This window comes from Neobacillus sp. DHD-1R (assembly GCF_057747995.1).
This window is the reverse complement of record NZ_CM173232.1, coordinates 1747660-1774153: the sequence shown is the minus strand read 5'-3', so window position 1 is coordinate 1774153 and position 26494 is coordinate 1747660. Positions and strand designations below refer to the sequence as shown.

Genomic DNA, 26494 nt, shown 5'->3' with positions numbered 1-26494 from the left:
ATTTCTATTTCACCGTTACAATGTGAGCATCACTTATCGGCCAATAAACAACGCTCGTTTTCCCAATTACTTTACTCATTGGTACAGTTCCAATATGTCTTGAGTCTTTACTGAAACGGCGGTTATCACCCATAACAAACAATTCACCCTTTGGTACTGTTTTACGGCCAATTTTTTCTTCTAAGGTAAATGATCCTGTTAATGGACCGTCTTCCACTTGTTTCTTATATTCATCTAAATAAGGTTCTTTATACGCTTTACCATTCACAAATAGAGTATCATCCTTATACTCAATGGTATCACCCGGAAGGCCTATGACACGCTTTATATAATCCTTTTTTTCCGGAGCATGGAACACGATGATATCAAATCGCTTTGGCTCCCCGATATCATAACTAAATTTATTAACGATCATCCGGTCCTGGTCCTTCAATGTCGGCATCATGGATAAACCGTCTACAACAATTGGAGCAAACAGAAAATATCGAATGACTGTTGCTAGTGCTACAGCAATCAATAGGGCCTTTGTCCATTCCCATAGTTCATTTTTCTTTTTTGTCATACAATCCCCACCAATCACTAATAAAAAATGTTTTATAAAGACTATTTTACATAACTTAAACATATTTAACACGATGGGACAAAACATTTTAATGAAACTTTAATAATATATTTAACATTTTGCAACAATTGAATCCGTTCACTATCATTTACTATTCTTTTAATTGTTATGTACAGAAAAAGAGCCTGCTCGAGGCAAGCTCTTTTCTTTTCATATTATCGAATCTCTTTAATTCTTGCTTTTTTACCGCGAAGGTTACGCAAGTAGTAAAGCTTAGCACGGCGAACTTTACCGCGACGAATTACTTCAAGCTTCGCAATTTTAGGTGTGTGTACTGGGAAAGTACGCTCTACGCCTACTCCGTAAGAAACTTTACGAACTGTAAAAGTTTCACTAATTCCACCACCACGACGCTTAATCACTACACCTTCGAATAACTGAATACGTTCACGAGTACCCTCGACAACTTTAACGTGTACACGTACAGTGTCACCAGGACGGAACGAAGGAAGATCAGAACGAAGTTGTTCTTTTGTGATTTCTTCGATTAATTTATGCATCGTTTTCAACTCCTTCCAACAGATGCTCTTGCACATCAAATGCTTACCTCTTGCAGCGGAACATCGTTATAAGACCACATTCTGAAAAGTATCAGCTCAAGTCACAAGATGTATCATAACATACTTATTGCGAGCTTTCAACAATACTTTTATTCTTTTTTAGTTCATTTAACCATTTTTTCTGTTCTGGTGTCAGTTCAACCTTTTCAAATAGATCAGGCCTTCTATCCAATGTTCGACGTAAGGATTCCTTATTACGCCATTCCTCAATTAGCTTATGATTTCCAGACATGAGAACATCCGGTACCTTCAAGCCGCGAAAATCTGCAGGTCTTGTATAATGCGGGTGTTCAAGCAGACCTGTACTAAACGAATCATTTTGATGCGATTCCTGATTACCTAATACTTCTGGCAAGAGACGGACTACACTATCAACAACAACCATAGCTCCTAACTCACCACCCGTTAAGACATAATCACCAATCGATATTTCGTCTGTCACGACATGCTCCCTAATTCGTTCATCATAGCCCTCATAATGACCACAAATGAAGATTAAGTGTTCTTCTTTAGCTAATTCTTCCGCTTTTTTTTGTTCATACCGTTCTCCTTGTGGACAAAGCAAAATGATCCTAGGACTTTTACTTTCTGCCTGCTCCTTTAACGCCGCTACCGCATCAAAGATGGGCTGCGGTTTTAATACCATGCCAGCTCCTCCGCCATAGGGATAATCATCAACGGTAGAATGTTTGTTATCGGCAAAATCACGAAAATTAACGACATTATAGTGAACGGCAGACTTCTCGACGGCCTTTTGCAAAATGGATTGTCTTAGTACCCCAGAAAACATTTCTGGAAATAACGTCAGAATATCAATCTGCATCATGAAAGCAACCCTTCCATTGGATCAATTAAGATGACTTTCTCGTTAACATCCACTTTTTTGACCACATCATGGATGTAAGGAATTAAAATTTCTTTACCACCTTTACCTTTAACGACCCATACATCATTGGCCCCAGGGGATAAAATCTCAGTTACTTTCCCAATTTCTTCTCCTTTAGTTGTAGCAACAAGACAGCCTATAATTTCATGGTAGTAAAACTCATCTTCTTCTAATGACTCAAGCTGTGATTCGGGAACTTTCAAAATTCCGTCTCTAAACTTTTCAACTTCATTAATATTGTTATAGCCCTCAAACGTAAGTAAATTGAAATTTTTATGGGTCCTGTGGCTTTTAACTGTGAGCTCGATAGGCGTATTTGTATTTGGCATAAACAAATATAATACATTCCCTGCCTTATAGCGTTTCTCTGGAAAATCTGTTTTAGATATGACTCGCACTTCGCCCTTTATACCCTGTGTGTTTACAATTTTTCCGACATTAAACCATTTTTCCATAGTTTTACACCTCTAGCGTATATCGTCTATTATTCCATCTTTGATAATAATGGTTGGCTGCCCAGACCGCCCGTCCCACTTGTCACCTATCTTAACATCAACGAGGGCCTGCACTTCCTTTTCCTTTAATTCACTGCCTAATGGTAGCATATGTAATTGTTCGATTTGAAACTCTAGGAGCTTTTCTTTTTCCCTTCGCTTACTGATTTCTTTTTCAAATTGATTTTTCAGCGCTCCTGGTGAAAAACTCTTGGTTTTTTCCAAGCGTTTTAACTCAAATTGAAGCTGACTGCATTCCCTTTGAAGCTGCAGCTTCTGGGCCTGATATTGTTCGAATAATTTTTCCTTACTAGTTTCCGTTAGAATTTGTTTAACCACAACAGTTTGAAGAATTTGCATCAAAAAAGCCTCCCTCAACTTCCGCTTTTCGTATAGCAAAAAAGGGAGGAACTAATCCCTCCCTTTAATCTAGATGCAAAAAGCTATTCACCAATTTCTAGAAAAATTTTCTTTTGTTGTGATGATCCTGCTGCATATACAACAGTTCTAATGGCCTTTGCAACTCGCCCCTGTTTACCAATCACTTTTCCCATATCTGTTTTATTAACAGATAATTGATAGGTTACGCGATTGTCATCTTCCGCGACATCAACATGAACGTCTTCTGGAAAATCAACCAGCGGCTTAACAATTGTTTCGATTAATTGTTTCATAATCGCCCGCTATTACTTGTTTAATTTTGCATTATGGAATTTTTCCATGATGCCTTGGTTTGAGAAAAGGTTACGAACTGTATCAGATGGTTTCGCACCGTCTTTTAACCATTTAAGAGCTAATTCTTCGTTGATATCAACTTTAGCTGGTTCTGCAACTGGATTGTAAGTTCCAACGATTTCAATGTAACGGCCATCACGTGGTGAACGAGAATCTGCTACAACAATACGATAGAAAGGAGTTTTCTTTGCTCCCATACGTTTTAAACGAATTTTAACTGCCATTTTAAATAAGCACCTCCGAATAGTTTCACACAAGATAGTATAATATCAATTCTTTTATAGTTTGTAAAGTGTTTTTTCTTTACATGCAGTATTACCAATTTTTAGCAGCTTAAAACGGGTTGAATGGAAATTTAAATCCGCCTTTTTTCTTCCCTTTTTGCTGCATGCCTGTCATTTGCTTCATCATCTTTTTCATATCATCAAACTGTTTTAACAGGCGATTTACCTCCGTAACGGTCCGACCGCTGCCTTTGGCTATCCGTTTTTTACGGTTTGAATTTAAAATTTCTGGATGTGTTTTTTCTGCCATTGTCATTGACCTGATAATGGCTTCAACATGGCCTATTTGCTTTTCATCGATTTGAAGATTATTCAAACCTTTGATTTTATTTGCACCAGGCATCATTTTTAATAATTCATCCAGCGGGCCTAAGTTTCGAACCTGACCAAGCTGATCCAAAAAATCATCGAGCGTAAAGGTTGCTGTCCTCATTTTCTGTTCTAATTCTTTTGCCTTTTCTTCATCAACATTTGCTTGGGCTTTTTCGATAAGGGTAAGGACATCACCCATGCCTAAAATTCTTGATGCCATCCGTTCTGGGTGAAAAGGCTCCAATGCATCCATCTTCTCGCCGAGTCCGATAAATTTAATTGGCGTTTGTGTAACGGCACGAATGGAAAGTGCTGCACCACCCCTTGTATCACCATCAAGCTTTGTTAAAACAACACCTGTTAAACCCAGCTGTTCATTAAAGCTTTGGGCCACATTAACAGCATCCTGCCCTGTCATGGCGTCAACAACAAGGAAGATTTCATCAGGTTTCGTCAGCTCTTTAATGTCTTTAAGTTCGCCCATTAAAGCCTCATCGACGTGGAGACGTCCTGCAGTATCAATCAGAACATAATCATGATGCTCTTCTTTTGCTTTTTCAATCGCTTGTTTAGCAATCTCAACCGGGCTCACTTGATCACCAAGTGAGAAAACAGGCATGTCTAATTGTTTACCAAGAGTTTGAAGCTGCTTAATCGCTGCGGGACGATAAATATCGGCGGCAACAAGTAAGGGTTTGCGATTATACTTCTTACGAAGTAACAATGAAAGCTTCCCTGTTGTTGTTGTTTTACCGGCACCCTGTAACCCCACCATCATAATAACGGTCGGTGGGCGGCTGGATATAGCAATCTTGCTTTGTTCGCCCCCCATTAACGCAGTCAATTCCTCATTAACGATTTTAATGATTTGCTGACCGGGAGTTAAACTTTTCAAAACTTCTTGCCCGACGGCACGTTCACTGACTTTTTTGACAAAATCTTTGACAACTTTGAAGTTAACGTCTGCTTCTAATAGGGCAAGGCGTACTTCACGCATCATTTCTTTGACATCCGCTTCAGAAACTTTCCCTTTTCCACGGATTTTTTGGATTGTATTTTGCAGTCGGTCGGCTAATCCTTCAAATGCCATTCATGCCGCCTCCTAATCTAGTTTCTCAAGCTCAGTAACCATTTCTGAAAGTGTCTGCTTTGACATGTCATCCTTATTAAGCAATTCTTTCATTTGCCTAATCAGCTTTGTACGCTCTTGAAATTTCTGAAATAATAACAGCTTTTCCTCATACTCCTCGAGCATTGCTTCCGTCCGTTTAATATTATCATAAACGGCCTGACGGCTGACGTCATACTCCTCGGCAATTTCTCCCAGTGAGTAATCATCTAAATAATAGAGAGACATATAGCTTTGCTGCTTTGGCGTTAACAACGAATAGTAAAAATCATAAAGATAATTCATTCGTGTTGTCTTTTCAAGCATCATGCCAGAATTCCCTCCAATATGAATGTTAAGTGAAAAGCCTTTACAAAAGTAAGTTTACAGGGTAAGACATTTCCTGTCAAGAAAATATCTTTACATCCTTACTCTGTTTTTTCAACTTGGTCAGCAAATAGACCGTAAACATATTTTTCAGCGTCAAATTCTTGGAGATCATCCATTTTTTCCCCTAGACCGACAAATTTTACAGGGATTTTTAATTCATTTCGAATTGCAAGCACAATGCCGCCTTTAGCTGTACCATCTAATTTGGACAGGACGATCCCACTGACGTTTGTCACCTCTTTAAATGTTTTCGCCTGAATGAGAGCATTTTGACCTGTAGTGGCATCAAGAACTAAAATGACTTCATGTGGAGCACCAGGTATTTCCCGTTCAATTACACGTTTCACTTTTTCTAACTCTTTCATCAAGTTGACTTTGTTTTGTAAGCGGCCTGCTGTATCGCACAGTAGAATATCCGCATGGCGGGATTTAGCCGCCTGAATGGCATCAAACATGACGGCTGCTGGGTCCGATCCTTCTGCCTGCTTAATCACATCTACACCGACTCTTTCGCCCCAGACCTCAAGTTGTTCAATCGCACCTGCACGGAAGGTATCACCTGCTGCCATCACAACTTTCTTGCCTTCACTCTTAAACTTATAGCCCAGCTTACCAATGGTTGTGGTTTTACCCACTCCATTAACCCCCACAAAAAGAATGACTGTTAGACCATCTTCCTGGATGTTTAATTTAGACGATAGTTCTTCACCGGCATTGTATATCTCAACCAGTTTTTCAGAAATCACACTTTGCACTTCCTGCGGGTCTTGAATGTTTCGGCGCTTTACTTCCAACTTAAGCTCATCAATTAGCTGCATAACTGTATCAAAACCTACATCGGCCTGAATCAAAATTTCCTCTAATTCTTCAAAAAAGTCTTCATCTACTTTACGGTATCTTGCTACCAGATCATTAACTTTGCCAGAAAAATTGTCTCTTGTCTTTGTTAAACCTTCCTTAAACTTTTCCGTCACAGAATCTGTTGATTTTGAGATTTTTTCTTTTAACTTTTTAAAAAAGCTCATTTTATTCACTTCCTTAAATTATAATTCGACTAATTCCTTTGTATCCTCTAAACGGACTGAAACAAGTTTTGATACACCTGATTCCTGCATAGTTACCCCGTAAAGGACATCCGCTTCTTCCATTGTCCCTTTCCGGTGTGTAATCACAATAAATTGGGTTTCTGCACTATATCGTTTTAAATATTGGCTGAACCGTTGAACATTGGCTTCATCTAACGCTGCTTCCACCTCATCCAGGATACAGAATGGAACAGGACGGACCTTCAAAATAGAAAATAATAAGGCAATGGCGGTTAAAGCACGTTCTCCGCCTGATAATAACCCTAGGTTCTGCAGCTTTTTACCTGGTGGCTGGGCTACAATTTCCACACCCGTATTCAAAAGATCTTCTGGTACGGTTAAGACTAAATCAGCCCTGCCTCCACCAAAAAGGGTTCGAAAGGTCGGTTCAAAATGTTCGCGAATTCCCTCAAAGGTCTGTTGAAAACGTCTTTTCATTTCGATATCCATTTCCTCAATGACCTGGAAAAGGGTATCTTTTGCTTCTTGAAGGTCTGTTTTTTGTTCGTTTAAGAACACATAACGTTCAGAGACACGTTCATATTCCTCGATAGCACCAAGATTAACATTTCCCAGCTCTTCAATCGCGAGTTTGATTAGTTTGACCTTTTTCCTTGCTTCTTCAACTGGGATCGTTAATGGGTATTGATCCTTTGCCCCATCGAACGATAATAGATATTCTTCACGTAATTGAGCAAGGCGATTTTCAAGTTCTACATCCAAGCGGTTGATTTTAACTTCCTCATCTTTTAAAACGACAATCATACCCTTATGGAGTCTTTTTAGTTCATTTGCTTCCAATTCGGTATCTTCCAGTAAATCCTGCAAGGATAAACGCTCTTGTCTTCTTTCTGTAATTAGCTGCAGTGTCATTTCTTTGTCCTGCTGTTTTCTTTTTGCTGCAGCTTCTAACTGTACTTCCCCTGATGAACTGTTTGTCATCTCAGATGTTAATAGATCTAAATCCTCTGTAAAAATAGACAACTTTTGCTCGCTTTCTGCTAAATCTTCGTTTAGAAGTGCAAATCGTTCCTTTGCATGGGTGAATTGTTCATTTTTAGAAGCAAACTCGACTTTCAATTCATTGATTTCGGTTGTCAAGGTTTCTCTTGAGGTTAGGTTACTTGTTTTTTGTTCCGTTAGGATGACGATTTGAGCATCCAGTTCAGCAATCGTTACCTTGTAGTTCTCGATTGCCTCAAGTAATTCCGTCTTTCGGTTTAAAAGTGTGGCCTTTTCATCCGTAAATTGCTCTTTATCAAGATCATAAATGGATAACCGGTCGTTGATATTCTTTTCTTCCAACTCGGCTTCGCGAAGGTTGCCCTTGACAGTTTGTTCCCGAAGTCTTAATTCCTCACCGCTCTGTCGAATTTCATCAAGCAGTTTCTCCGACTTTTGGACTTCCTCTTTTAATGTCTTGACTACAGTTTCTAAACCAGCGGTTTGTTCTTCCATCAGGATAAGTTTTTCTTTTAAATTTTCAAGTTCCCCTTTTCTTGTTAACAGGGAAGTGTTTTTTTGTTTCAAAGCTCCACCGGTCATCGAACCACCCGGATTGACAATATCCCCATCCACTGTCACAAGTCTGCAACGGTACTGAAGGATTTTGGCTAGTTCATTCGCTCCCTTGAGATCTTTTGTAATGACTACATTCCCAAGCAGGTTACTCATGACATCTGCGTACTTGGGGTCAAACTTCACAAGGTTGACGGCTGGTCCAATCAAGGATGGATGGTTTTGAATGGAAGCCAGTTGTGCCGAAGAAAGTGGTCTTCCCTTGATTACACTTAAAGGTAAAAAAGTTGCCCTGCCATAAGAGTTTTGTTTTAAATACTGAATGGCCATCCGTGCGTTTTGCTCGGTATCGACGACAATATGCTGTAGAGCGCCGCCAAATGCTGTCTCAAGGGCAGTTTCATACTCCTTTGGAACGGTTACCAGTTCGGCAACGGCACCTTCGATTCCCGATAGCTTATGTTCACGAGCCTTTAGTACTTCTTTTACGCCTTGGAAAAAGCCTGCATAATCTTCTTCCATCTCTTCAAGCATTTCTTTTCTCGACTTTGCCTGCTGAAGAAGTTGGTAGGCTTGGTACAAGGTCTTTTCTTGTTTTTGATAATTCGTTTTTACTCCTTCAAGCTTACTTTGCTGATCACGAAACTCCATCAACTGATTAGATAGGTTCTTTTGAGTCTCTTCTAATGCAGCTTGGATGTTCAACTTTTTAGTCTGTGCAATTTGTCGTTCTTGTAGGTATTTTTCATTTTCTGAATCGAGCCGTGAACTTTTTCGCTCCTGCTGCTCCAACTGTTGATCAATATATTTTATTTCATTATTGGCGCCTGCTTGAGCATTTAATATTTCGATATATTCACTTTTTAAGGCTTCAATTTTTTCTTCCATGTTTTCTGTGAATAATGGAAGTCTTTCTTGTCTTTCGCTTAGCTTAGATTGTAATAGCACAACCTGTTCACGAAGTATGTTAACTGACTCTTCCAGAGTTTGACGATTTTTCTTTAACTGGCTGACTCGTTCGGTTAGTTCAATAATATTTGCTTTTAACTGTTCTTTATTTTGAGCAGCATTTTTCTTTCTTTCCTTTAGGACTTCTTTTCTTCCTTCAAGCTTTTCGAGTTCCTCACTCGCATGAAGAAGCACATTTTGCAAATCTGTAATGGATTCATCTAACGCCGAAATCTTGTCTCTGGTTTCAATTAGTTTAGCTTCCTTAACCTGAAGATCAGAGGATAGTCTCAATTCTTCCTGTTGATGCTGTTCAAGTTCCTTCGAAAGGTTTTCCCATTTCTGATGTAAATCTTCAATTTCATAAACCGTAAGGGCAACCTCTATTTTTTCAAGCTCCCCTTTTTTCTCCAAATAGTCTTTAGCCATTGATGCTTGAATTTTCAAAGGCTCCACTTGGCTTTCAAGCTCATGTAAAATATCATTCACCCGATTTAAATTATCCTGGGTTTCATATAATTTAACTTCCGCTTTTTTCTTCCGATTTTTATATTTTAATACCCCTGCCGCCTCTTCAAAAATGGTTCGGCGTTCCTCGGCTTTGCTGTTTAAAATTTCTTCCACTTTTCCTTGGCTGATAATCGAAAATGCTTCTCTGCCAAGGCCGGAGTCCATAAAAAGGTCAATGATATCCTTGAGCCGGCATGATTGTTTGTTGATTAGAAATTCACTATCCCCGGAACGTGTTACTCTTCTAGTCACACTAACTTCATTAAAGTCGAGCCCTAATCCCTGGTCCGTATTATCTAATGTAAGCGTTACTTCAGCAAAATTAAGGGCTTTTCTTGAATCGCTTCCAGCAAAAATGATATCTTCCATTTTGGTGCCTCTTAAAGACTTAGCAGACTGCTCCCCTAGAACCCAGCGGATTGCATCGGTAATATTACTTTTCCCACTGCCATTTGGACCCACAACTGCTGTAACACCAGGAACAAAATCAACTTCGATTCGTTCAGCGAAAGATTTAAAGCCAATAATATCCAACCGTTTTAAAAACATTCTTTATATCCTCCCTATGTTGCACGGGGATTTCTCCTGCAAACATTGTAATTTCTAGGTTGTTTTTGCTTTCAATACATTAAGTGCCATTTGTGCAGCAAACTGTTCCGCTTCTTTCTTAGATTTTCCCGTACCAATCCCTAGTTCTTCACCATTAAGGGATACTCGAGATACAAATTCTTTATTATGGGCAGGACCTTTTTCTTGAAGGACACGGTATTCAATCATTCCTGTTCCATCACGTTGAATCAGTTCTTGTAATTGGCTCTTATAATCCATCACATGAGAAAAAGCACCAGCATTAATTTTAGGAAAGACAACTCGATCAAGGAAGTCTACTACTTTTTCAATTCCCTGATCCAAATAAAGTGCACCAATAAATGCCTCAAACACGTCAGCAAGTAATGCTGGCCGCTCTCGTCCGCCAGTCATTTCTTCACCCTTGCCAAGCAATATTAGTTTTCCAAATTCGAGCTCATTGGCAAAAGCTACAAGTGATGGCTCACAAACAATGGCAGCACGTAATTTCGTCAATTCCCCTTCAGTCATAGTTGGGTATTTTTTAAAAAGGAATTGTGAAACAGTTAGTTCGAGGACTGCATCTCCTAAAAACTCGAGCCTTTCATTATCTTCGAAAGGCTTCCTGCGATGCTCATTCACATAGGATGAATGAGTAAAGGCCTGTTTTAATAATTTTTCATTCTCGATCGTAACTCCGATCGTATCTTGAAAATCCTTAAATTGATTCTCTTTTGCGCGATTCAATTCTTTTTCCTTACTATTCTTGCGCATGAAAGTTCTCCACCTTGCATTTAATTTACTAACACTACTATGAGTTTAAAAAAGTTTCTATAAAAACGCAAAGAAACTTGGCAAAAGTTTTGCTGCCAAGTTCTATCATACAGAATAAAGCTCCGTTTGAAAACGGAGCTTTGTGAATAAATCTAACGTGATTACTTACTGCTATTTATGTAATTAACAGCGTCACCAACAGTGTTGATTTTTTCAGCATCATCATCAGAAATCTCCATATCGAACTCATCTTCTAATTCCATTACTAGTTCAACTACGTCAAGGGAATCAGCGCCAAGATCATCTTTAAATGAAGCTTCAAGCTTAACTTGAGATTCATCCACACCTAAACGGTCAACGATGATTTTTGTAACACGTTCTAATACCTCTGCCATGCTTGTTCACCTCCCCTCAAGCTATTATAGAGTATTTCATTAAAATAATACACTACGTTTTTAATAATAATTCTGGTCAGAATTTTAAGAATTATCCAACCAAGGCGCCCAGCGTTCAAAATTGAGGCGAATTCGTATTTTTATTACATTACCATTCCGCCATCAATATGAAGTGTCTGACCTGTCATATAATTACTGTCATCCGATGCTAGAAACGCCGTAACTTTCGCAATATCTTTTGGTTCACCTAACCGTGCCAAAGGTATTTGCTTTAACATTTCAGCTTTCATATCGTCTGAGAGTTTATCCGTCATATCAGTGGTAATAAAGCCGGGAGCAATTGCGTTAACCGTTATATTTCTTGATGCAAGCTCTTTGGCTGTTGTTTTTGTTAAACCAATGACACCGGCTTTTGCTGCAACATAGTTCGCTTGCCCTGGGTTGCCGCTCACGCCAACAATAGAGGCAATATTAATAATGCGGCCCACTCGCTGCTTCATCATTTGTCTAGTAACTGCCTTTGTGCAAAGAAAAACGCCTTTTAGGTTAATGTTAATGACATCGTCCCATTCTTCTTCCTTCATTCTCATTAATAAATTATCCCTCGTAATTCCTGCGTTATTAACGAGAATATCAAGTTTTCCGAAACGGTCGATTGATGCTTTCACCATTTCTGTGACTTCTTCTGCCACTGACACGTTACACTTAACTGTAAAAGCATCTCGGCCAAGTGCCTTAATTTCATCAACAACTTCATTCGCTTTCGCTTCACTGCCGGAAAAATTAACAGCTACATTTGCTCCTTGTCTTGCAAGTTCAAGAGCAATCTCCCTGCCAATTCCTCTCGATGCCCCTGTGACTAAGGCGGCTTTCCCTGCTAAATTCATTGCATTTCCTCCTTTAGAGCATCCATTACTGCATGAGCACTTTCCTCGTCGGATACCGAATACGTTTTAACAGTTTTATCAATCTTTTTAATCAAACCTGACAACACTTTCCCCGGACCAATTTCAATGAATGTATCCACGCCAAGGTCGATCATTTTCAGAACGGAATCTTCCCATAAAACTGGAGAATAGAGTTGTTCAATTAATTTATCTTTCATTTCCGAAGCCAAGCTTACTGGTTCTGCGGTCACATTAATCACAACAGGGATCGATGCATTTTTCATCTCAATTCCATCTAAAACTTCAAGCAATTGGTCAGCCGCAGGTCTCATTAAAGTGGAATGAAAAGGACCGCTAACATCTAAAGGAAGCACTCTTTTTGCCCCGGCTTCTTTCGCTTTTGTGCCTGCCAATTCAACCCCTTCTCGTGAACCTGATATAACAATTTGTCCAGGACAGTTTAAATTTGCTAATGACACAGGATAGCCAGATTCACTTACGTCTTTTGTTACCGATGCAAGAGGATCACGAGCGAGCCCTAGTACAGCGGCCATTGAACCTTCACCATTTGGAACGGCGTTCTCCATAAACTCTCCCCGTTTTCTAACGGCATATACACCATCTTCAAAAGATAATACCCCGGCAGCAACAAGAGCTGTATATTCTCCTAAGCTATGACCTGCGACGAAATCAGCTTTGATACCAGATTGCTGAAAATAGTCCAAAATAGCGATACTTGTAGTCAATAAAGCAGGCTGGGTATTGTAGGTTTTGGTCAATTCTTCCTTTGGTCCTTCAAATATTAAATGACTCAATGGGGCATTTAGCCTTTTATCTGCCTTTGAAAAATACTCCATTACCTCGGAGTGTTTTCCGGCTAATTCCTTAGCCATTCCTACCGTTTGTGAGCCTTGTCCTGGAAAAACAAATGCGATTTTACTCATATCAACACTCCTTTATTGTTCAATTTTAGCGATATTAGTTTCTTCTACCGTTTGTTTAATTAACCCTACCACATCATTATTGACCATTTCTCTCGTTTGTCTAATCGCACTAAAGATAGATTGTCCATTTGACGAGCCATGGGCTTTAATAACCGGTGCATTCAAGCCAAATAGTGCCGCACCACCATACTCTGAATAATCCATTGTGTTTTTCAATGTCTTTAGATTAGGCTTGAGAACTGCCGCAGCCAATTTACTTGTAAAACTTCCCATTAAAGCCGTTTTTAACATTTTAAACATGGAAAGGGCTGTCCCCTCTATCGTCTTCAACACCATATTGCCCGTAAATCCATCGGTTACGACTACATCTGCAACACCATCAAGCAAATCTCGTGCTTCCACATTTCCAATAAAATTAATATCAGTATTTTTCAAAAGGTCATAAGCGTGTTTGGTCAGCTCATTCCCTTTCTTTTCTTCCGTACCGATATTTAAAAGGCCTACTCGCGGTTTATCAATGCCTCTTACTTTTTTGCTATAAATGGAACCCATCATCGCATATTGGACGAGATGTTCTGGTTTTGCGTCTGCATTTGCCCCGACATCTAATAGCAGGAAGCCTTCGCCGCCGATAGTGGGAAGGGTGGGTGCTAAGGCAGGCCTGTCAATCCCATCAATTCTTCCGACCACAAAAAGGCCGGCAGCCATCAATGCTCCCGTGTTACCTGCAGAGATACAAGCATCTGCTAACCCTTCTGCTACCTGACTGGCCGCTAAAACCATCGAAGCATTTTTTTTACGTCGAACTGCTCTTACTGGTTCATCCGTACTTAGTATCACTTCATTTGTATGTAATACAGAAATTCTCTCGTGGCTTGTTAGGGTTTCATTAATTTTGCTTTCGTCCCCTACAAGTGTTATATGTATGTCAGAAAAAGCCTGAACAGCTTTTATAGCACCTAAAACGATTTCTTTCGGGGCATGATCTCCGCCCATTGCATCGATCGCTAGTTTCATTTTTGTCTCATCCTTTTATCGATTTTTCGAACGGTACATTTCAAATTCCCCAGTAAACACCAATTCATTATTCACATAACTTTTCACTTCTACAAACGTTCTGCCAACGTGTTCATCAATTTTCGTGACTCTCGCTTTGGCAATCACACGTTCATCCAATTTAACCGAACGATTGAAATGAATATTTGCTCTTGCTGTTAAGGCCAATTCATCATTTATTACTGCTACAGCAAGAGAATTTGCCTGCGCAAATACATGATGCCCCCGGGCAATATTATTACGCTTAAAGACATGTTCATGTTTTACATCAAAAAGGGAAATGGCACTTTGATCTAATTCTATATCAATGATTTCACCAATGACTTCGTCAAGCGGTAAAGAGCGAACTTCATCTTCGAACCGTTTCTCAGCGACAGTCTTAATCCGTTCACGGAGTTCTGGAATTGATAGTTCTAAGCGATCAAGACGAATTGTTTGCACACTTACTTGGAATTTTTCCGCTAAGTCCTCATCGGTAATAAAGGGATTATCTGTAATTGTGGCCGTTAATAATTGTTGACGTTCCTTTTTACTTCTTCTCATGTTTAATCACACCGTCCGACATCTTATGACTAGGTCCTAAGAGTAGTATAAAATTTAAAAATACAGATTGCAAGATTAATTTTATTAGAAAAGCTGAAGAGCCCAGTTTTCTAATAAAATGATCCTTAGTTACTGGGCGCATTACCTAGACAAAAAAATACGATTTCTTTTCAGATAGCAATGGAAAGCTAGTCCAGCTTTTCCCCTTCTAATACACCCGATTCTTCAAGCGTATTTCTTAAATATTGATATTCGGGAGCTGACCAAAAGGTTTCCGACTGAATCAACATGGCTGCATCACTTCGAGCCGTTTCAAGCGCACGATAATCGTGAACCATATCCGCGACTTTAAATTCAGGAACCCCACTTTGTTTTTTTCCGAAAAAGTCCCCAGGCCCTCTAAGTTCCAAATCCTTTTCACTTAGAACAAACCCATCATTTGTTTCCGTCATGATTCTCATTCGTTCTTGACCAACTTCTGATTTTGGACTTGCAAGTAAAATGCAATACGACTGATCACTTCCACGGCCTACTCGTCCACGCAGCTGATGGAGCTGTGAAAGTCCGAATCGTTCGGCATCATAGATAACCATCATTGTTGCATTGGGAACATTTACCCCTACTTCCACTACTGTTGTGGATACAAGCACTTGAACATCATTCATACTAAACGCCTTCATGACTGAATCCTTTTCCTCTGAAGACAAACGGCCATGCATAAGACCTACTTTATAACGATTTTGAAAATAGTGGCTAAGCGTTGTATGGACATCAATCGCATTTTGGACATCAAGCTTTTCTGACTCCTCAATTAAGGGACAGATCACATATGCCTGGTGCCCCTTTACCAATTCCTTTTCAACAAAAGCAAGGACGCGCTCCAGCATTTCAGGTTTTGCCCAATAGGTTTCAATTGATTTTCTCCCAGCCGGCATTTCATCGATGATCGAAACATCCATCTCACCAAATACAGTAATTGCTAGCGTTCTTGGAATTGGAGTTGCAGTCATAAACAATACATCTGGATTTTCGCCCTTTTCCCGTAACACTCTCCGCTGCTCCACACCAAAGCGATGCTGCTCATCCGTGATCACAAAGCCGAGTCTTTTAAAAGATACCTCATCTTGGATGAGGGCATGTGTTCCAATTAAAATATCGATTTGTCCCTCCGCTAACGCTTGCAAGAGTTCACGACGCCGTTTCCCTTTAATGGAACTTGTTAAAAGCTCACATTTCACATTAAATGGTGCTAGTAAGCTTTTTAATGATTCTGCATGCTGCTCAGCGAGAATTTCTGTTGGTACCATTAATGCCCCCTGGTACCCTGCTGTTACGGAAGCAAATAAACCAATTGCCGCAACCACGGTTTTCCCTGACCCTACATCACCTTGTAAAAGCCGATTCATCCGGAAGGGTGATTTTAATTCAGCTAATAACTCATTTACAACCCTTTTTTGGGCATTGGTCAACGGAAAGGGCAAACTATTGATAAATTCCATAATTCTTGGCAACTCATATTTTTGCTTAATACCAGGAGAATGCTCTCGTTCAAACTTCCTTAATGCTTGCATTTTTAGTTGAAACAAAAGAAACTCTTCATAGACAAAACGGCGCCTTGCCTGTTTCACTTCTTCGGGGCTGTTCGGAAAATGCATGATTTTGATGGCAGCTTGTCTGTTTAGAAGACGATATTTCTTAATAAATGATTCTGGCAGAGTCTCTTCAATAAAATGCCCATATTGGCGGAAAGCAAGCTGGATAAATTTCCGCATCCCTTTTGTTGTTACTTTACCTCGTAAGGAGTAAACAGGTTCAAAATCATTTGCTTTTGTATTGTGACCCGCGTGCATTTCATTTGCTGTGATGGTTTGACGATGTGCATCCCATTTACCCGTAACAGTGATCGTTTCATTTATAGTGATTTTACTTTTTAAATAAGGTTGGTTAAAGAAAACTACTTTTATTAAATAAGCCCCGACAAATAGCCGGATCGTTAGCTTAGATTTTTTCCTGCCATAATAGACAAGAGAAGGCTCGCTATGAACCTTCCCTTCTACTGTCACTTTCTCTTCATGTTTTACTTCGGTTAAATCCCTTAGCGAATAGTCCTCATAGCGATAAGGAAAGTATTCCAATAAATCATGAATCGTAAAAATCTTCATTTCCGCAAAAGATTCCGCAGTTTCTTCCCCAATACCCTTCAATACGGTTACTGATTGGTTTAGATTTGAATTCACTTTTCTTTGAGCGGTATACCGAAAATCTTGGCTTCAAGCTCCCGACCTGTCGGTGTAGCCGCCAACCCTCCCTGCGCAGTTTCTTTTAGTGCTGTTGGCATAGATTGACCGATTTTATACATGGCGTCGATGACTTCATCACATGGAATTCGACTCGTAACTCCTGCCAAAGCCATATCAGCTGCTACCATGGCATTGGCTGCACCCATCGCATTTCGTTTCACGCATGGAACTTCAACAAGCCCAGCAACCGGATCACAAACTAAACCAAGCATGTTTTTTAATGTTATTGCCATCGCATCAGCACATTGCTGCGGTGTTCCGCCGGCTAATTCCACAATCGCAGCGGCAGCCATCCCTGCTGCAGAACCAACCTCAGCTTGGCAGCCACCCGCGGCACCGGAGATAGAGGCATTATTAGCCACCACAAATCCGAACGCACCCGCGGTAAACAAAAACGAAATCATTTGTTCCCTTGTTGGATTGAGCTTTTTTTGAACTGCAAACAGGGTTCCTGGAACAACGCCTGCTGACCCTGCTGTTGGAGTGGCACAAATAGTTCCCATCGCCGCATTTACTTCATTGGTTGCAACGGCTTTACTAACAGCATCCAAAATAGTTTCACCAGTTAAAAAATTCCCTTTTTCAATATACTTTTGAAGAAGAACCGCGTCTCCTCCGGTTAACCCCGAATGGGACCTTACACCCTTAATTCCTTTTTCGACGGCTTGTTCCATAACTGTTAAGTTTCTGTCCATAAAAGACATTATTTCTTCTCTTGAACGACCTGTCACGGCAACTTCTTGTTCAATCATAATTTCAGAAATCTTTTTATTTTGACTGATCGCGAGTTCAACTAATTCTGCAACATTGCGAAACATGACCTTCCCCCTCTTGATGTTTAATTAATCGACAATTTTGGTAACTTTTAGTATATTTGGTAGCTCTTCAAGTTCGATTAGAATTTTATCGTCAATATTTTGATCCACTTCAATGGTCATGAGCGCCATCTTTCCAATATCTTTACGGGCAACCTCCATATGACCGATATTTAATTCATATTTTGCCAGTGTATTCGCGACACTTGCAATCGCACCGAAACGATCATTATGAACGACAAGAATGGCGGGATGATTTCCGGATAACTTTAATTCAAAGCCATTTAACTCGATAATCTCAATTTTACCGCCGCCAATGGATATTCCCACTAGTTCAAGTTCTCCGTTATGATCACCAATGATTATTCTTGCCGTATTCGGATGATCCATAACGGCATCTTCTTCAATAAATCGAAGCTTCATCCCTTTTTGATTAGCAATTTCAATGGCATCAATGATTCTGACATCATCTGTATCAAAATCTAATAAACCACCAACTATTGCCACATCGGTTCCATGACCTTTATAGGTTTTGGCAAACGAACCATACAGGGATATATTGGCCCATTTAGGTTCTCGTCCAAATAAACTTCTGGCAACTCTACCTATTCTTGCTGCTCCTGCAGTATGTGAACTAGAGGGGCCAATCATGACAGGTCCAATTATATCGAATACACTTCTATATTTCATTAGGTTTCTCTCCCTTGGTGTAGATCGATTTATACATAATAGTTATTCTATAAAAAGTTTTTTAGCTGCTCAAATTCAAAAAAGAAGGGTGTGGCAAAAGCCCTCCCTTCTATTTTAGACCTTCCTTATTCAATTGAAAAGATAAATGAATATAATGGCTGACCACCATTATGAATTTCTATTTCCACATCTTCAAAATTTTCCTCAACAAATTGAGTAAGGTTACTTACTTCCTCTTCAGTTATATCTTCCCCATAAATGATGGTTAAGATTTCTGAATCCTCATCGAGCATCTTTGTTAACAGATCCTCTGCCACTTTTCCTTTGTCCTTGTTTTTTACAACAATTTTACCTTCAGCAATACCCATGAAATCATCTTTTTCAATTTCTAGGCCATCAATAGAGGTATCGCGGACAGCAAAAGTGATTTGACCCGTTTTAACATGCTGTAAGGCTTCCTTCATAGCGTTTTCATTACCATCAACACTTGCTGACGGGTTGAACGCAAGCAGGGCAGAAAGTCCTTGTGGAACCGTTTTAGATGGAATGACAATAATTTCTTCATCCGAGACATCTTTAGCTTGCTCTGCAGCCATAATGATATTTTTATTGTTTGGTAAAATAAAGACCTTCTTAGCATGAACATCTTTAACAGCTTTTACGATATCTTCTGTACTCGGATTCATCGTTTGCCCGCCTTCGATGACCGCATGCGCACCTATGCTTTTAAATAGATCTGCGATTCCTGAACCCATAGAAACGGTAACAATTCCATACTCTTGCAATTCCTTCGGCTTCGTTGAAACATCAACTTTATGAGATTCACCGACGATATTAGTATGCTGAAGCCGCATATTTTCGATTTTCATATTAATCAGATTGCCGTAACGCTGACCGTAGGACAAAACTTCTCCAGGCTGCTCAGAGTGAATGTGCACCTTTGCCACATCTTCATCCGCAATCACCAATAAAGAATCGCCTAATTCACTTAAATCATTTCTGAATGTGCCTTCATTGAACTCTGCTTTATCCTGTTCAAATCGAACCATAAATTCAGTACAGTAGCCGTAAACAATATCTTCTGTATTGATGTGGCCTTGGACACTTTTATGGTGTTCAGCACTAACTAGTTCTGACATGGATGGGAGCAGGTCAGAAGTTTCTGGCAGCTCTTCTCCTTTAAGTACAGAAAGAAAACCTTCATAGACAAAAACAAGCCCTTGACCCCCACTATCCACAACGCCAACTTCCTTTAAAACAGGAAGCAGGTCAGGTGTCCGTTTAAGAGAAGCCTTTGCCTCTTTTAACACTTCTTCCATAATTTCAATAATGTCATCAGATTGTTGGGAAGCGAGAACGCCTTTTTTGGCTGAATCCTTTGCTACTGTTAAAATAGTCCCTTCGACAGGTTTCATGACTGCTTTATAAGCCGTTTCAACGCCTGCTTCTAAGGCATTAGCAAAATCTTCCCCAGAAATATATGTTTTTGTTTCAACTGCCTTAGAAAAACCACGGAATAATTGAGAAAGAATAACCCCTGAATTACCGCGTGCTCCCATAAGTAAGCCTTTGGAAAGTGCTATTCCAACTTTACCAATATGTTCCTGGATATTATTTTTTACTTCCTTAGCCCCAGAGGTCATTGATAAATTCATATTTGTTCCAGTATCACCGTCGGGCACAGGAAAAACGTTTAAGGCATCAACCATTTTTGCATTTGCAGCCAAATGATTTGCACCTTGGATTACCATCTCGGCAAAACGTTTTCCATCTAATGCTGTTATTGACACAAACTTTCCTCCTCACTACGGGTTCGTCACACGAACTCCTTGAACGTAAATATTAACCGAGTCAACGGCAAGTCCAACAGTCTTATCGAGGGTATATTTAACTTTTGATTGTACGTTGTGGGCAATTTCGGAAATTTTTGTTCCATAGCTGACAATAATGTACATATCAATATGTAATGCCTCATTTTCCTGGCGCACAATCACACCGCGAGTAAAGTTTTCTTTTCGGAGTATTTCCGAGATACCGTCCTTAATTTGACTCTTAGAGGCCATACCGACGATTCCATAGCATTCGACTGCTGCTCCACCAGCAATTGTCGCGATTACTTCATTGGATATATCAATTTGTCCGTACTTTGTTTTTAATTCAATGGACATGGATCGTTCCCCCTTTGGATAATTGCTCCTTGACTACAGTCATTTTACTATAGTCAATCCAATATTGAAAGTCATACCTGCCTGTTAATATAAGAGCATTGAATGATTATCTATGTCAAGGCTTTTTTCTTGAAAGGTTTAGATTCAAGTATTGCATTCAGATAAGTTGTATGATAAATTATTAAAGTATCTCAAGTCTAGAAAATTTGATAAAATAATTTTCTATAGCCAGATGAACATCTAAAAGACAGCTAGTTAAGCTTTTGGTAGTTAAGGAGGGAAATCATAATGCCACGTAAATGTGTAGTAACTGGAAAGAAAACAACAACTGGTAACGCACGTTCTCACGCTATGAACGCAAATAAGCGTACATGGGGTGCTAACCTACAAAAAGTACGTATTCTTGTTGATGGAAAGCCTAAGCGTGTTTGGGTTTCTGCAAGAGCGTTAAGATCCGGTAAAGTTGAACGGGTATAAGAGTCACCTGAGCATCCTAAACTAGGATGCTCTTTCTTTTTATGGAAAGGGGCGGAGCAGCCCATCACGGCCTGTAATGCCATATTAGTTTTTTGTGAACAAAAAAGGACAATTTAAAGAGCTATTCTTTTATTATTCCCCAGTTTAAAATAAAGAGCACCCAAATAATTCGGGTGCCCCATCAAAAGTGACCATTTTTATTTCTATTCGCCCTTCTTAAATGCTCCAATCATCGCTCGGACAAGTCCGCCTAAGAATTTCGGCAGTTTAATTGTATAAAATTTCATACTGTCCCTCCTCACAAATCTCCCACAGCTTATTTAACGCAACTTTTTCCGCACGCCCCTACATATTATTCAAACGAACGAAATCAGTTCTACTTTGAATTGCATATTAATCATAACTTCTTATCACTATTAATATGCCTTCGGAAAATGAAAAAGTACCATAATCACTAATAAGTTCATTACTAATACATAGTGTGGAACCGATAGATATATGACGATTTTTCAGCGGATATTTAAAGCCTGACAATGTGAGATTACTGATTTCAAGGGTCAAAGGTACAAAGGATACATATTTTATAGATGCCATTTTTTCAATCGTATAGCTCCCTGGTCCTTTTAAAAAGACAATATTTTTACTATCAATTAGATAGATATTGGCTGGATTATTTTTTTTTAGTGGATTCAGTAACAGATGGACATTAGCAAATAAATGGTCAAGTCGACCGCCAGTTGCTCCAAACAAACGGATGATAGTTGGTTCTTGTTCTAATGCCCAATTAAGGGCAAGCTCCATGTCGGTTTCATTCTTTTCTGGTTTATACCGTTTCATTTCGGTTACATGCTTTTCAATAAAGGTTAATTCATCTTTTGTAACAGAATCGAAATCACCAAATGCAATAAGTGGCTCTATCTTCCTGTTTAAAAGGTGAAAGACACCTCGATCAACCCCGACCCAAATAGTGTTATCTTCATTATAGTTAGTTAAATCAGGAAGTAATTCTTCAGGTCCTCCGGCAAGAATATTAATAATCTTCATTCTTCATTCCTCCATAAAGAAAAGCCAGCTGTAAAAAGCCGGCTTACCCTCTAATTAGCGAAATCGCCTTCGCATAATCCTCATGATTATAAATAGCAGAACCCGCTACAAGGACATTTGCACCTGCTTCGATGCAAAGCTTTGCCGTTTCTGGATTAACACCGCCATCAATTTCAATTTCAAGTTCTAGTCCTTTTTGGTCCGCCATTTCTTTTACTTTGCGTATTTTCGGAAGAACCTCAGGAATAAATGCTTGCCCCCCAAAGCCTGGATTTACAGACATTAATAACACCATATCAATCTCTCCGATAATATGTTGAATCATTTCTACTGGAGTAGCAGGGTTAAGTACCACTCCGGCTTTAATACCATGAGATTTAATATTTTGGATGGTGCGATGAAGATGACGGCAAGCTTCCACATGAACGGTAATATAATCCGCACCAGCCTTCACAAAGGCTTCAATATATTGATCAGGATTTTCAATCATCAAATGCACGTCCAACGGCAATTTTGTCATTGGACGAATGGCATCAACAATAAGTGGTCCTATCGTAATATTGGGTACGAAATGTCCATCCATAACATCAATATGGATGTAGTCTGCTCCCGCTTGTTCCACAGCTAGTATCTCTTCCCCCAATTTTGAAAAATTGGCTGAAAGAATCGAAGGTGCTATTTTTACCATGTTAATACCTCGGCTTTCTATCTTTAATTTCCTGAAGGAAATCCACATAATGTTCATAACGATAGGATGGGATTTCACCTAATTCAACAGCTGACTTTACACCGCATTTCGGCTCTGTAACATGTAAGCAGCCTCGGAATTTACAATTCTCACTTGCCCGTTGGATTTCCGGAAAACAAGAAGTTAAATCTTCAGTCTCAATGTTCGCAAACTCTAAAGAACTAAACCCTGGAGTATCAGCAATTAAGCCGGTTCCAATCTTAATTAGCTCAACATGTCTCGTCGTATGTTTTCCTCTGCCAAGGTGTGAGGATATATCATTCGTTTTTAATTCAAGGTCTGGCCGTAATACATTAAGAAGCGAGGATTTCCCCACCCCCGACTGCCCAGCAAATACAGAAATTTTATTTTCCACATGTGGGCTTAATTGTTCAATCCCTGATTCTGTTTCGGATGAGGTAAGAATGACTTCATAACCCGCCGCTTTATATTGGTCAGCATATGCTTCAATCTTCTGCTTTTCGTCCTTATTTGTAAGATCCATCTTGGTAATACAAATTAACGGTTCAATGTGATTAAATTCGACCAAAACAAGAAAACGATCTAAAAGAACTGTACTAAAGTCCGGTTCGACTGCGGAAAAAACAAGAATCGCCTGATCTACATTCGCAATCGGCGGACGGACCAATTCATTTTTTCGTTCCTTCACTTCCAAAATATATCCTTCAAGATCATTTTCAGCCTGAAAAACGACCTCATCACCAACAAGCGGGGTTATTTTGTTTTTTCGAAAAATGCCTCTTCCTCGACATTGGATTAAGCTTTCATTTTGGAGAACATAATAAAAGCCGCTTAAAGCTTTAACAATTTTTCCTTCAGGCATAGCCACACTCCTTGCCCATTTTCTAACCGAAAAATAACTTTCATCACTTCTAATATCGTACTAATGCAAGACAGGTTATTCTGTATCAGAATAATTTTTATTTTCATCTATGATGACCTTGGTATCACGAATGACTTTATACCCGGCTTTTTTGCCATATGGAATCATTAATTTAATTTGTTTTTTCGTATTTTCCGTAATATAAAAGGTCTCAGCCGGTTCTGTCATGCTATGGTTCATATCCTCAATGTAAATGGTCACGAGTTGTTTCTGGACTGGTTCCTCTGGTACTGTTGTCGGTTCATATGGAATCGTTAATTCGATAATGACCTCTTTAGGCGGCTTATCTTCCTTGCCCTTCGAGATGACTACCTTTACCTTGTCACCCTTCTCTAATTCCGTACCTGGAGCGGGACTTTGAGAAATAACCATACCGACCGGGATATTTTCATCATATCTTTCTTCAGAGGCATCTAAAGTTAAACCAACCAAAGATGCATAATCTTGTGCGCCCGTTAAATTGTATTGGGTTAAATCCTTTAAGACAATTTTTTCGGGCCCTTTGCTGACTTCAAACTCTAGAACCGTCTCTTCTGGAACAACCTTTTCTCCACCTAAAGGATTTTGACTGATAATAGTTCCGGGATCGCTGTCATCGTTAATCTCGATTTTCTTTATATCTTTAAAATTTTGATTATCAAGGATACGAATGACATCCTCATATTGGCGTCCAACATAATCAGATAGTTCATATTTTTCCTTACCTGAGCTGATATACAAAGTAATTTTTGTATTTTCCTTGACAGTACTGCCAATTTCCGGACTAGTCCTTATGACGCTGCCTTTTTCAATCTCTTCATCAGTTATCTCGATTTGTTTACCAGCAGCTAGTCCTTTTAACTCGAGTTTGGAGATGGCATCCTCCGTAGTCAAGCCACTTATATCCGGAATTTTTACGTCCTTTGGTGTCAATAATCCAGGTAAAACGGTTAATGTTAATAAACCAAGAATAGCAAGCACTAAAAAAGTAGAAATTAGGATCATTGGCCATTTCTTTCGTTTTTTATTGCTGTTTTTCTGTTTTTTCTTTGCTTCTTTTTCATTAGTAGGCTTTTCGGTACTATGCACAATGGTTTCATCTAAATTTTTTAATGGATGTTGATCTGTAATAACCGGAATTGCTTTTGTAGCCTCATTATCAATAGGGATGACAAACTTGGGTTCATTCATCCTTTCCGGATCGAGGGCCGTTCGTAAATCCTCCTCCATTTCATCGACACTATTATAGCGATGGAATGGATCCTTAGCTGTAGCCTTCAAAACAATATTTTCAACACTTTGCGGAATGTCGGAATTCCATCTTCTAACAGATGGTGTTTCAGACTGAAGATGTTTCAAGGCAATCGATACAGCAGATTCCCCGGAAAAAGGAAGCCTTCCCGTCAATAGTTCAAACATGACAATACCTAATGAATAAATATCTGACTTTCCGGTCGCCATTCCACCTCTTGCTTGTTCAGGTGATAAATAGTGAACCGAGCCTAATACGGAATTGGTCTGAGTAATGCTAGTAGCACTGAGAGCCATGGCAATTCCAAAATCGGTAACTTTCACATTACTATCATGATCGACTAATATATTATGTGGTTTGATATCACGATGAATAATATGGTTTTGGTGGGCATGAGAAATGGCAGATGTAAGCTGTCTCATGATTCCAATTGCATCTTCGACTCTCAAGGGAGAATTTTGCTGTATGTATTGCTTTAGTGTTTGACCATTTATATATTCCATCACAATGTAATAAAGGTCATTTTCCTCACCTACATCATAAATATTAACAATATTCGGATGGGCAAGACTCGTTGCTGATTGAGCTTCACGGCGAAATCTGCGGATAAATTCCTCATCATTAGCAAAATCTAGGCGAAGCATTTTTACCGCTACATCGCGGTCAAGGATCATATCATGGGCTAAGTAGACATTTGCCATGCCTCCTCCGCCAATCATATCCAATATTTTATAGCGGCCACTTAATCTTTTTCCAATCATCATTTACACATCATCCTCGCTGACATCAGAAAACTCTACTATAGCAAGTGTAATGTTATCCTCTCCGCCATAATTATTTGCTAATGAGATCAGTGTGCCTGCTTTTTGCATTAAAGGTTCCTCATTTTGGAGGATTTCGATTAGTTCTTTTTCGCTTACTTTATTGGAAAGTCCGTCTGAACATAGTAAAAGGATGTCTCCCTCTTCAAAAATAATCGTTCTAATATCCATTTCTACTATTTTTTCTGTTCCCAGTGCGCGAAGTAACACATTTTTCCTCGGATGATGCTCGGCATCTTCTTTTGATATTTGTCCTGATCTAACTAGTTCATTAACAAGTGAATGATCTTCGGTGATTTGTTTAAAGCCGGTTTCATTTAATAAATATCCTCTGCTGTCACCAATGTTCGCGATGGTTGCAAAGCGGTCCGTAGTGATCGCCGCCACGATTGTTGTTCCCATACCATCACATTCAGAATGATTTGTGGCATGGTCTAATAATAAGCTATTTACTTCTGTAATTTGTTCCTTAAGCCAACTCTCTGCTTCTTCTGCTGTCACAATATTTTGGGAAGCTTCCCAAATAGATTTCAAATGACTTAATGTCATTTGACTTGCGACGTCACCAGCACGGTGACCGCCCATTCCATCAGCTACAATGGCAAGGCGGTTTCCGTCCTGATTGATAAACACACCACCAGCGTCCTCATTATGAAGACGCACTTTCCCTCGGTCTGTTTGAAATACCGCTTTCATCCT

The 26494-nt window shown here is 39.4% G+C and carries 29 protein-coding genes; 1 reads left to right on the top strand and 28 read right to left on the bottom strand.

The features are described 5' to 3' along the window. Positions 1–4: 4 nt before the first annotated feature. From lepB to AC3ANL_RS08435, 22 genes are all read right to left on the bottom strand, one after another. Positions 5–562, bottom strand: coding sequence for a signal peptidase I (lepB, locus tag AC3ANL_RS08540; RefSeq protein ID WP_488328795.1), 558 nt, complete (start codon positions 560–562; stop codon positions 5–7). A 215-nt stretch (positions 563–777) separates the two neighbouring features. Beyond that, entirely contained in the window at positions 778–1122 is a 345-nt protein-coding gene (gene rplS / locus AC3ANL_RS08535) for a 50S ribosomal protein L19 (RefSeq protein ID WP_488329686.1), read from the bottom strand. 124 nt (positions 1123–1246) lie between these two features. Next, on the bottom strand, positions 1247–2005 hold the full coding sequence (trmD, locus tag AC3ANL_RS08530; protein WP_488329685.1) for a tRNA (guanosine(37)-N1)-methyltransferase TrmD: 759 nt from the start codon (positions 2003–2005) through the stop codon (positions 1247–1249). After that, entirely contained in the window at positions 2005–2523 is a 519-nt protein-coding gene (rimM, locus tag AC3ANL_RS08525) for a ribosome maturation factor RimM (protein ID WP_488328794.1), read from the bottom strand. The genes trmD and rimM overlap by 1 nt, the downstream gene beginning before the upstream one ends. 12 nt (positions 2524–2535) lie before the next feature. Continuing rightward, positions 2536–2922, bottom strand: a complete 387-nt coding sequence (locus AC3ANL_RS08520) for a YlqD family protein (RefSeq protein ID WP_488328793.1) — start codon at positions 2920–2922, stop codon at positions 2536–2538. An 83-nt stretch (positions 2923–3005) separates the two neighbouring features. Beyond that, positions 3006–3236 (bottom strand): KH domain-containing protein, encoded by a 231-nt coding sequence (locus tag AC3ANL_RS08515; RefSeq protein ID WP_488328792.1) that lies wholly within the window; start codon positions 3234–3236, stop codon positions 3006–3008. 12 nt (positions 3237–3248) lie between these two features. Next, on the bottom strand, positions 3249–3521 hold the full coding sequence (gene rpsP, locus AC3ANL_RS08510; RefSeq protein ID WP_215040762.1) for a 30S ribosomal protein S16: 273 nt from the start codon (positions 3519–3521) through the stop codon (positions 3249–3251). A 109-nt stretch (positions 3522–3630) separates the two neighbouring features. Then, on the bottom strand, positions 3631–4983 hold the full coding sequence (gene ffh, locus AC3ANL_RS08505; protein ID WP_488328791.1) for a signal recognition particle protein: 1353 nt from the start codon (positions 4981–4983) through the stop codon (positions 3631–3633). A 12-nt stretch (positions 4984–4995) separates the two neighbouring features. After that, entirely contained in the window at positions 4996–5328 is a 333-nt protein-coding gene (locus tag AC3ANL_RS08500) for a putative DNA-binding protein (RefSeq protein ID WP_488329684.1), read from the bottom strand. Between the two features lie 101 nt (positions 5329–5429). Continuing rightward, positions 5430–6416, bottom strand: coding sequence for a signal recognition particle-docking protein FtsY (ftsY, locus tag AC3ANL_RS08495; protein ID WP_488328790.1), 987 nt, complete (start codon positions 6414–6416; stop codon positions 5430–5432). A gap of 18 nt (positions 6417–6434) precedes the next feature. Beyond that, positions 6435–10001 (bottom strand): chromosome segregation protein SMC, encoded by a 3567-nt coding sequence (gene smc, locus AC3ANL_RS08490; protein ID WP_488328789.1) that lies wholly within the window; start codon positions 9999–10001, stop codon positions 6435–6437. A gap of 54 nt (positions 10002–10055) precedes the next feature. Beyond that, the gene (rnc, locus tag AC3ANL_RS08485; RefSeq protein WP_488328788.1) at positions 10056–10793 is read right to left on the bottom strand and encodes a ribonuclease III; all 738 of its coding nucleotides are present in this window, start codon (positions 10791–10793) and stop codon (positions 10056–10058) included. A gap of 161 nt (positions 10794–10954) precedes the next feature. Further along, on the bottom strand, positions 10955–11188 hold the full coding sequence (gene acpP / locus AC3ANL_RS08480) for an acyl carrier protein (RefSeq protein WP_166237974.1): 234 nt from the start codon (positions 11186–11188) through the stop codon (positions 10955–10957). A gap of 143 nt (positions 11189–11331) precedes the next feature. Next, complete coding sequence (fabG, locus tag AC3ANL_RS08475; RefSeq protein WP_488328787.1) at positions 11332–12075, bottom strand: 3-oxoacyl-[acyl-carrier-protein] reductase; 744 nt, start codon at positions 12073–12075, stop codon at positions 11332–11334. Further along, positions 12072–13019: an ACP S-malonyltransferase gene (gene fabD, locus AC3ANL_RS08470; protein WP_488328786.1), complete on the bottom strand. Its 948-nt coding sequence runs from the start codon at positions 13017–13019 to the stop codon at positions 12072–12074. Before fabD ends, fabG begins: the two co-directional genes overlap by 4 nt. A gap of 12 nt (positions 13020–13031) precedes the next feature. Then, positions 13032–14036, bottom strand: a complete 1005-nt coding sequence (gene plsX / locus AC3ANL_RS08465) for a phosphate acyltransferase PlsX (RefSeq protein ID WP_488328785.1) — start codon at positions 14034–14036, stop codon at positions 13032–13034. A gap of 15 nt (positions 14037–14051) precedes the next feature. Beyond that, positions 14052–14618 (bottom strand): transcription factor FapR, encoded by a 567-nt coding sequence (fapR, locus tag AC3ANL_RS08460; protein ID WP_488328784.1) that lies wholly within the window; start codon positions 14616–14618, stop codon positions 14052–14054. A gap of 188 nt (positions 14619–14806) precedes the next feature. Continuing rightward, on the bottom strand, positions 14807–16855 hold the full coding sequence (gene recG, locus AC3ANL_RS08455) for an ATP-dependent DNA helicase RecG (RefSeq protein WP_488328783.1): 2049 nt from the start codon (positions 16853–16855) through the stop codon (positions 14807–14809). Continuing rightward, complete coding sequence (gene sdaAA / locus AC3ANL_RS08450) at positions 16852–17736, bottom strand: L-serine ammonia-lyase, iron-sulfur-dependent, subunit alpha (RefSeq protein ID WP_488328782.1); 885 nt, start codon at positions 17734–17736, stop codon at positions 16852–16854. The genes recG and sdaAA overlap by 4 nt, the downstream gene beginning before the upstream one ends. Positions 17737–17760: 24 nt before the next feature. Beyond that, entirely contained in the window at positions 17761–18423 is a 663-nt protein-coding gene (sdaAB, locus tag AC3ANL_RS08445; RefSeq protein WP_488328781.1) for an L-serine ammonia-lyase, iron-sulfur-dependent subunit beta, read from the bottom strand. A gap of 125 nt (positions 18424–18548) precedes the next feature. After that, complete coding sequence (locus AC3ANL_RS08440; RefSeq protein WP_488328780.1) at positions 18549–20213, bottom strand: DAK2 domain-containing protein; 1665 nt, start codon at positions 20211–20213, stop codon at positions 18549–18551. Between the two features lie 15 nt (positions 20214–20228). Continuing rightward, on the bottom strand, positions 20229–20591 hold the full coding sequence (locus tag AC3ANL_RS08435; protein ID WP_488328779.1) for an Asp23/Gls24 family envelope stress response protein: 363 nt from the start codon (positions 20589–20591) through the stop codon (positions 20229–20231). A 288-nt stretch (positions 20592–20879) separates the two neighbouring features. Between AC3ANL_RS08435 and rpmB the strand changes: the two genes are divergently transcribed. Further along, positions 20880–21068 carry a 50S ribosomal protein L28 gene (gene rpmB, locus AC3ANL_RS08430; protein WP_007087786.1) on the top strand — a complete coding sequence of 63 codons (189 nt, stop codon included), beginning with the start codon at positions 20880–20882 and terminating at the stop codon, positions 21066–21068. A gap of 203 nt (positions 21069–21271) precedes the next feature. Here rpmB and spoVM read toward each other — a convergent pair whose 3' ends face one another. The 6 genes from spoVM to AC3ANL_RS08400 all read right to left on the bottom strand — a co-directional run bounded on the left by spoVM (position 21272) and on the right by AC3ANL_RS08400 (position 26491). Further along, the gene (gene spoVM / locus AC3ANL_RS08425) at positions 21272–21355 is read right to left on the bottom strand and encodes a stage V sporulation protein SpoVM (protein WP_098528769.1); all 84 of its coding nucleotides are present in this window, start codon (positions 21353–21355) and stop codon (positions 21272–21274) included. Between the two features lie 106 nt (positions 21356–21461). Beyond that, a complete protein-coding gene (locus tag AC3ANL_RS08420; protein ID WP_488328778.1) occupies positions 21462–22112 on the bottom strand; it encodes a thiamine diphosphokinase in 651 nt (216 codons plus the stop codon). 43 nt (positions 22113–22155) lie between these two features. Beyond that, complete coding sequence (rpe, locus tag AC3ANL_RS08415; protein ID WP_488328777.1) at positions 22156–22800, bottom strand: ribulose-phosphate 3-epimerase; 645 nt, start codon at positions 22798–22800, stop codon at positions 22156–22158. Between the two features lies 1 nt (position 22801). After that, a complete protein-coding gene (gene rsgA, locus AC3ANL_RS08410) occupies positions 22802–23683 on the bottom strand; it encodes a ribosome small subunit-dependent GTPase A (RefSeq protein ID WP_488328776.1) in 882 nt (293 codons plus the stop codon). A gap of 75 nt (positions 23684–23758) precedes the next feature. After that, entirely contained in the window at positions 23759–25738 is a 1980-nt protein-coding gene (gene pknB, locus AC3ANL_RS08405) for a Stk1 family PASTA domain-containing Ser/Thr kinase (protein ID WP_488328775.1), read from the bottom strand. Further along, positions 25739–26491, bottom strand: coding sequence for a Stp1/IreP family PP2C-type Ser/Thr phosphatase (locus tag AC3ANL_RS08400; protein ID WP_488328774.1), 753 nt, complete (start codon positions 26489–26491; stop codon positions 25739–25741). Positions 26492–26494: the final 3 nt, after the last annotated feature.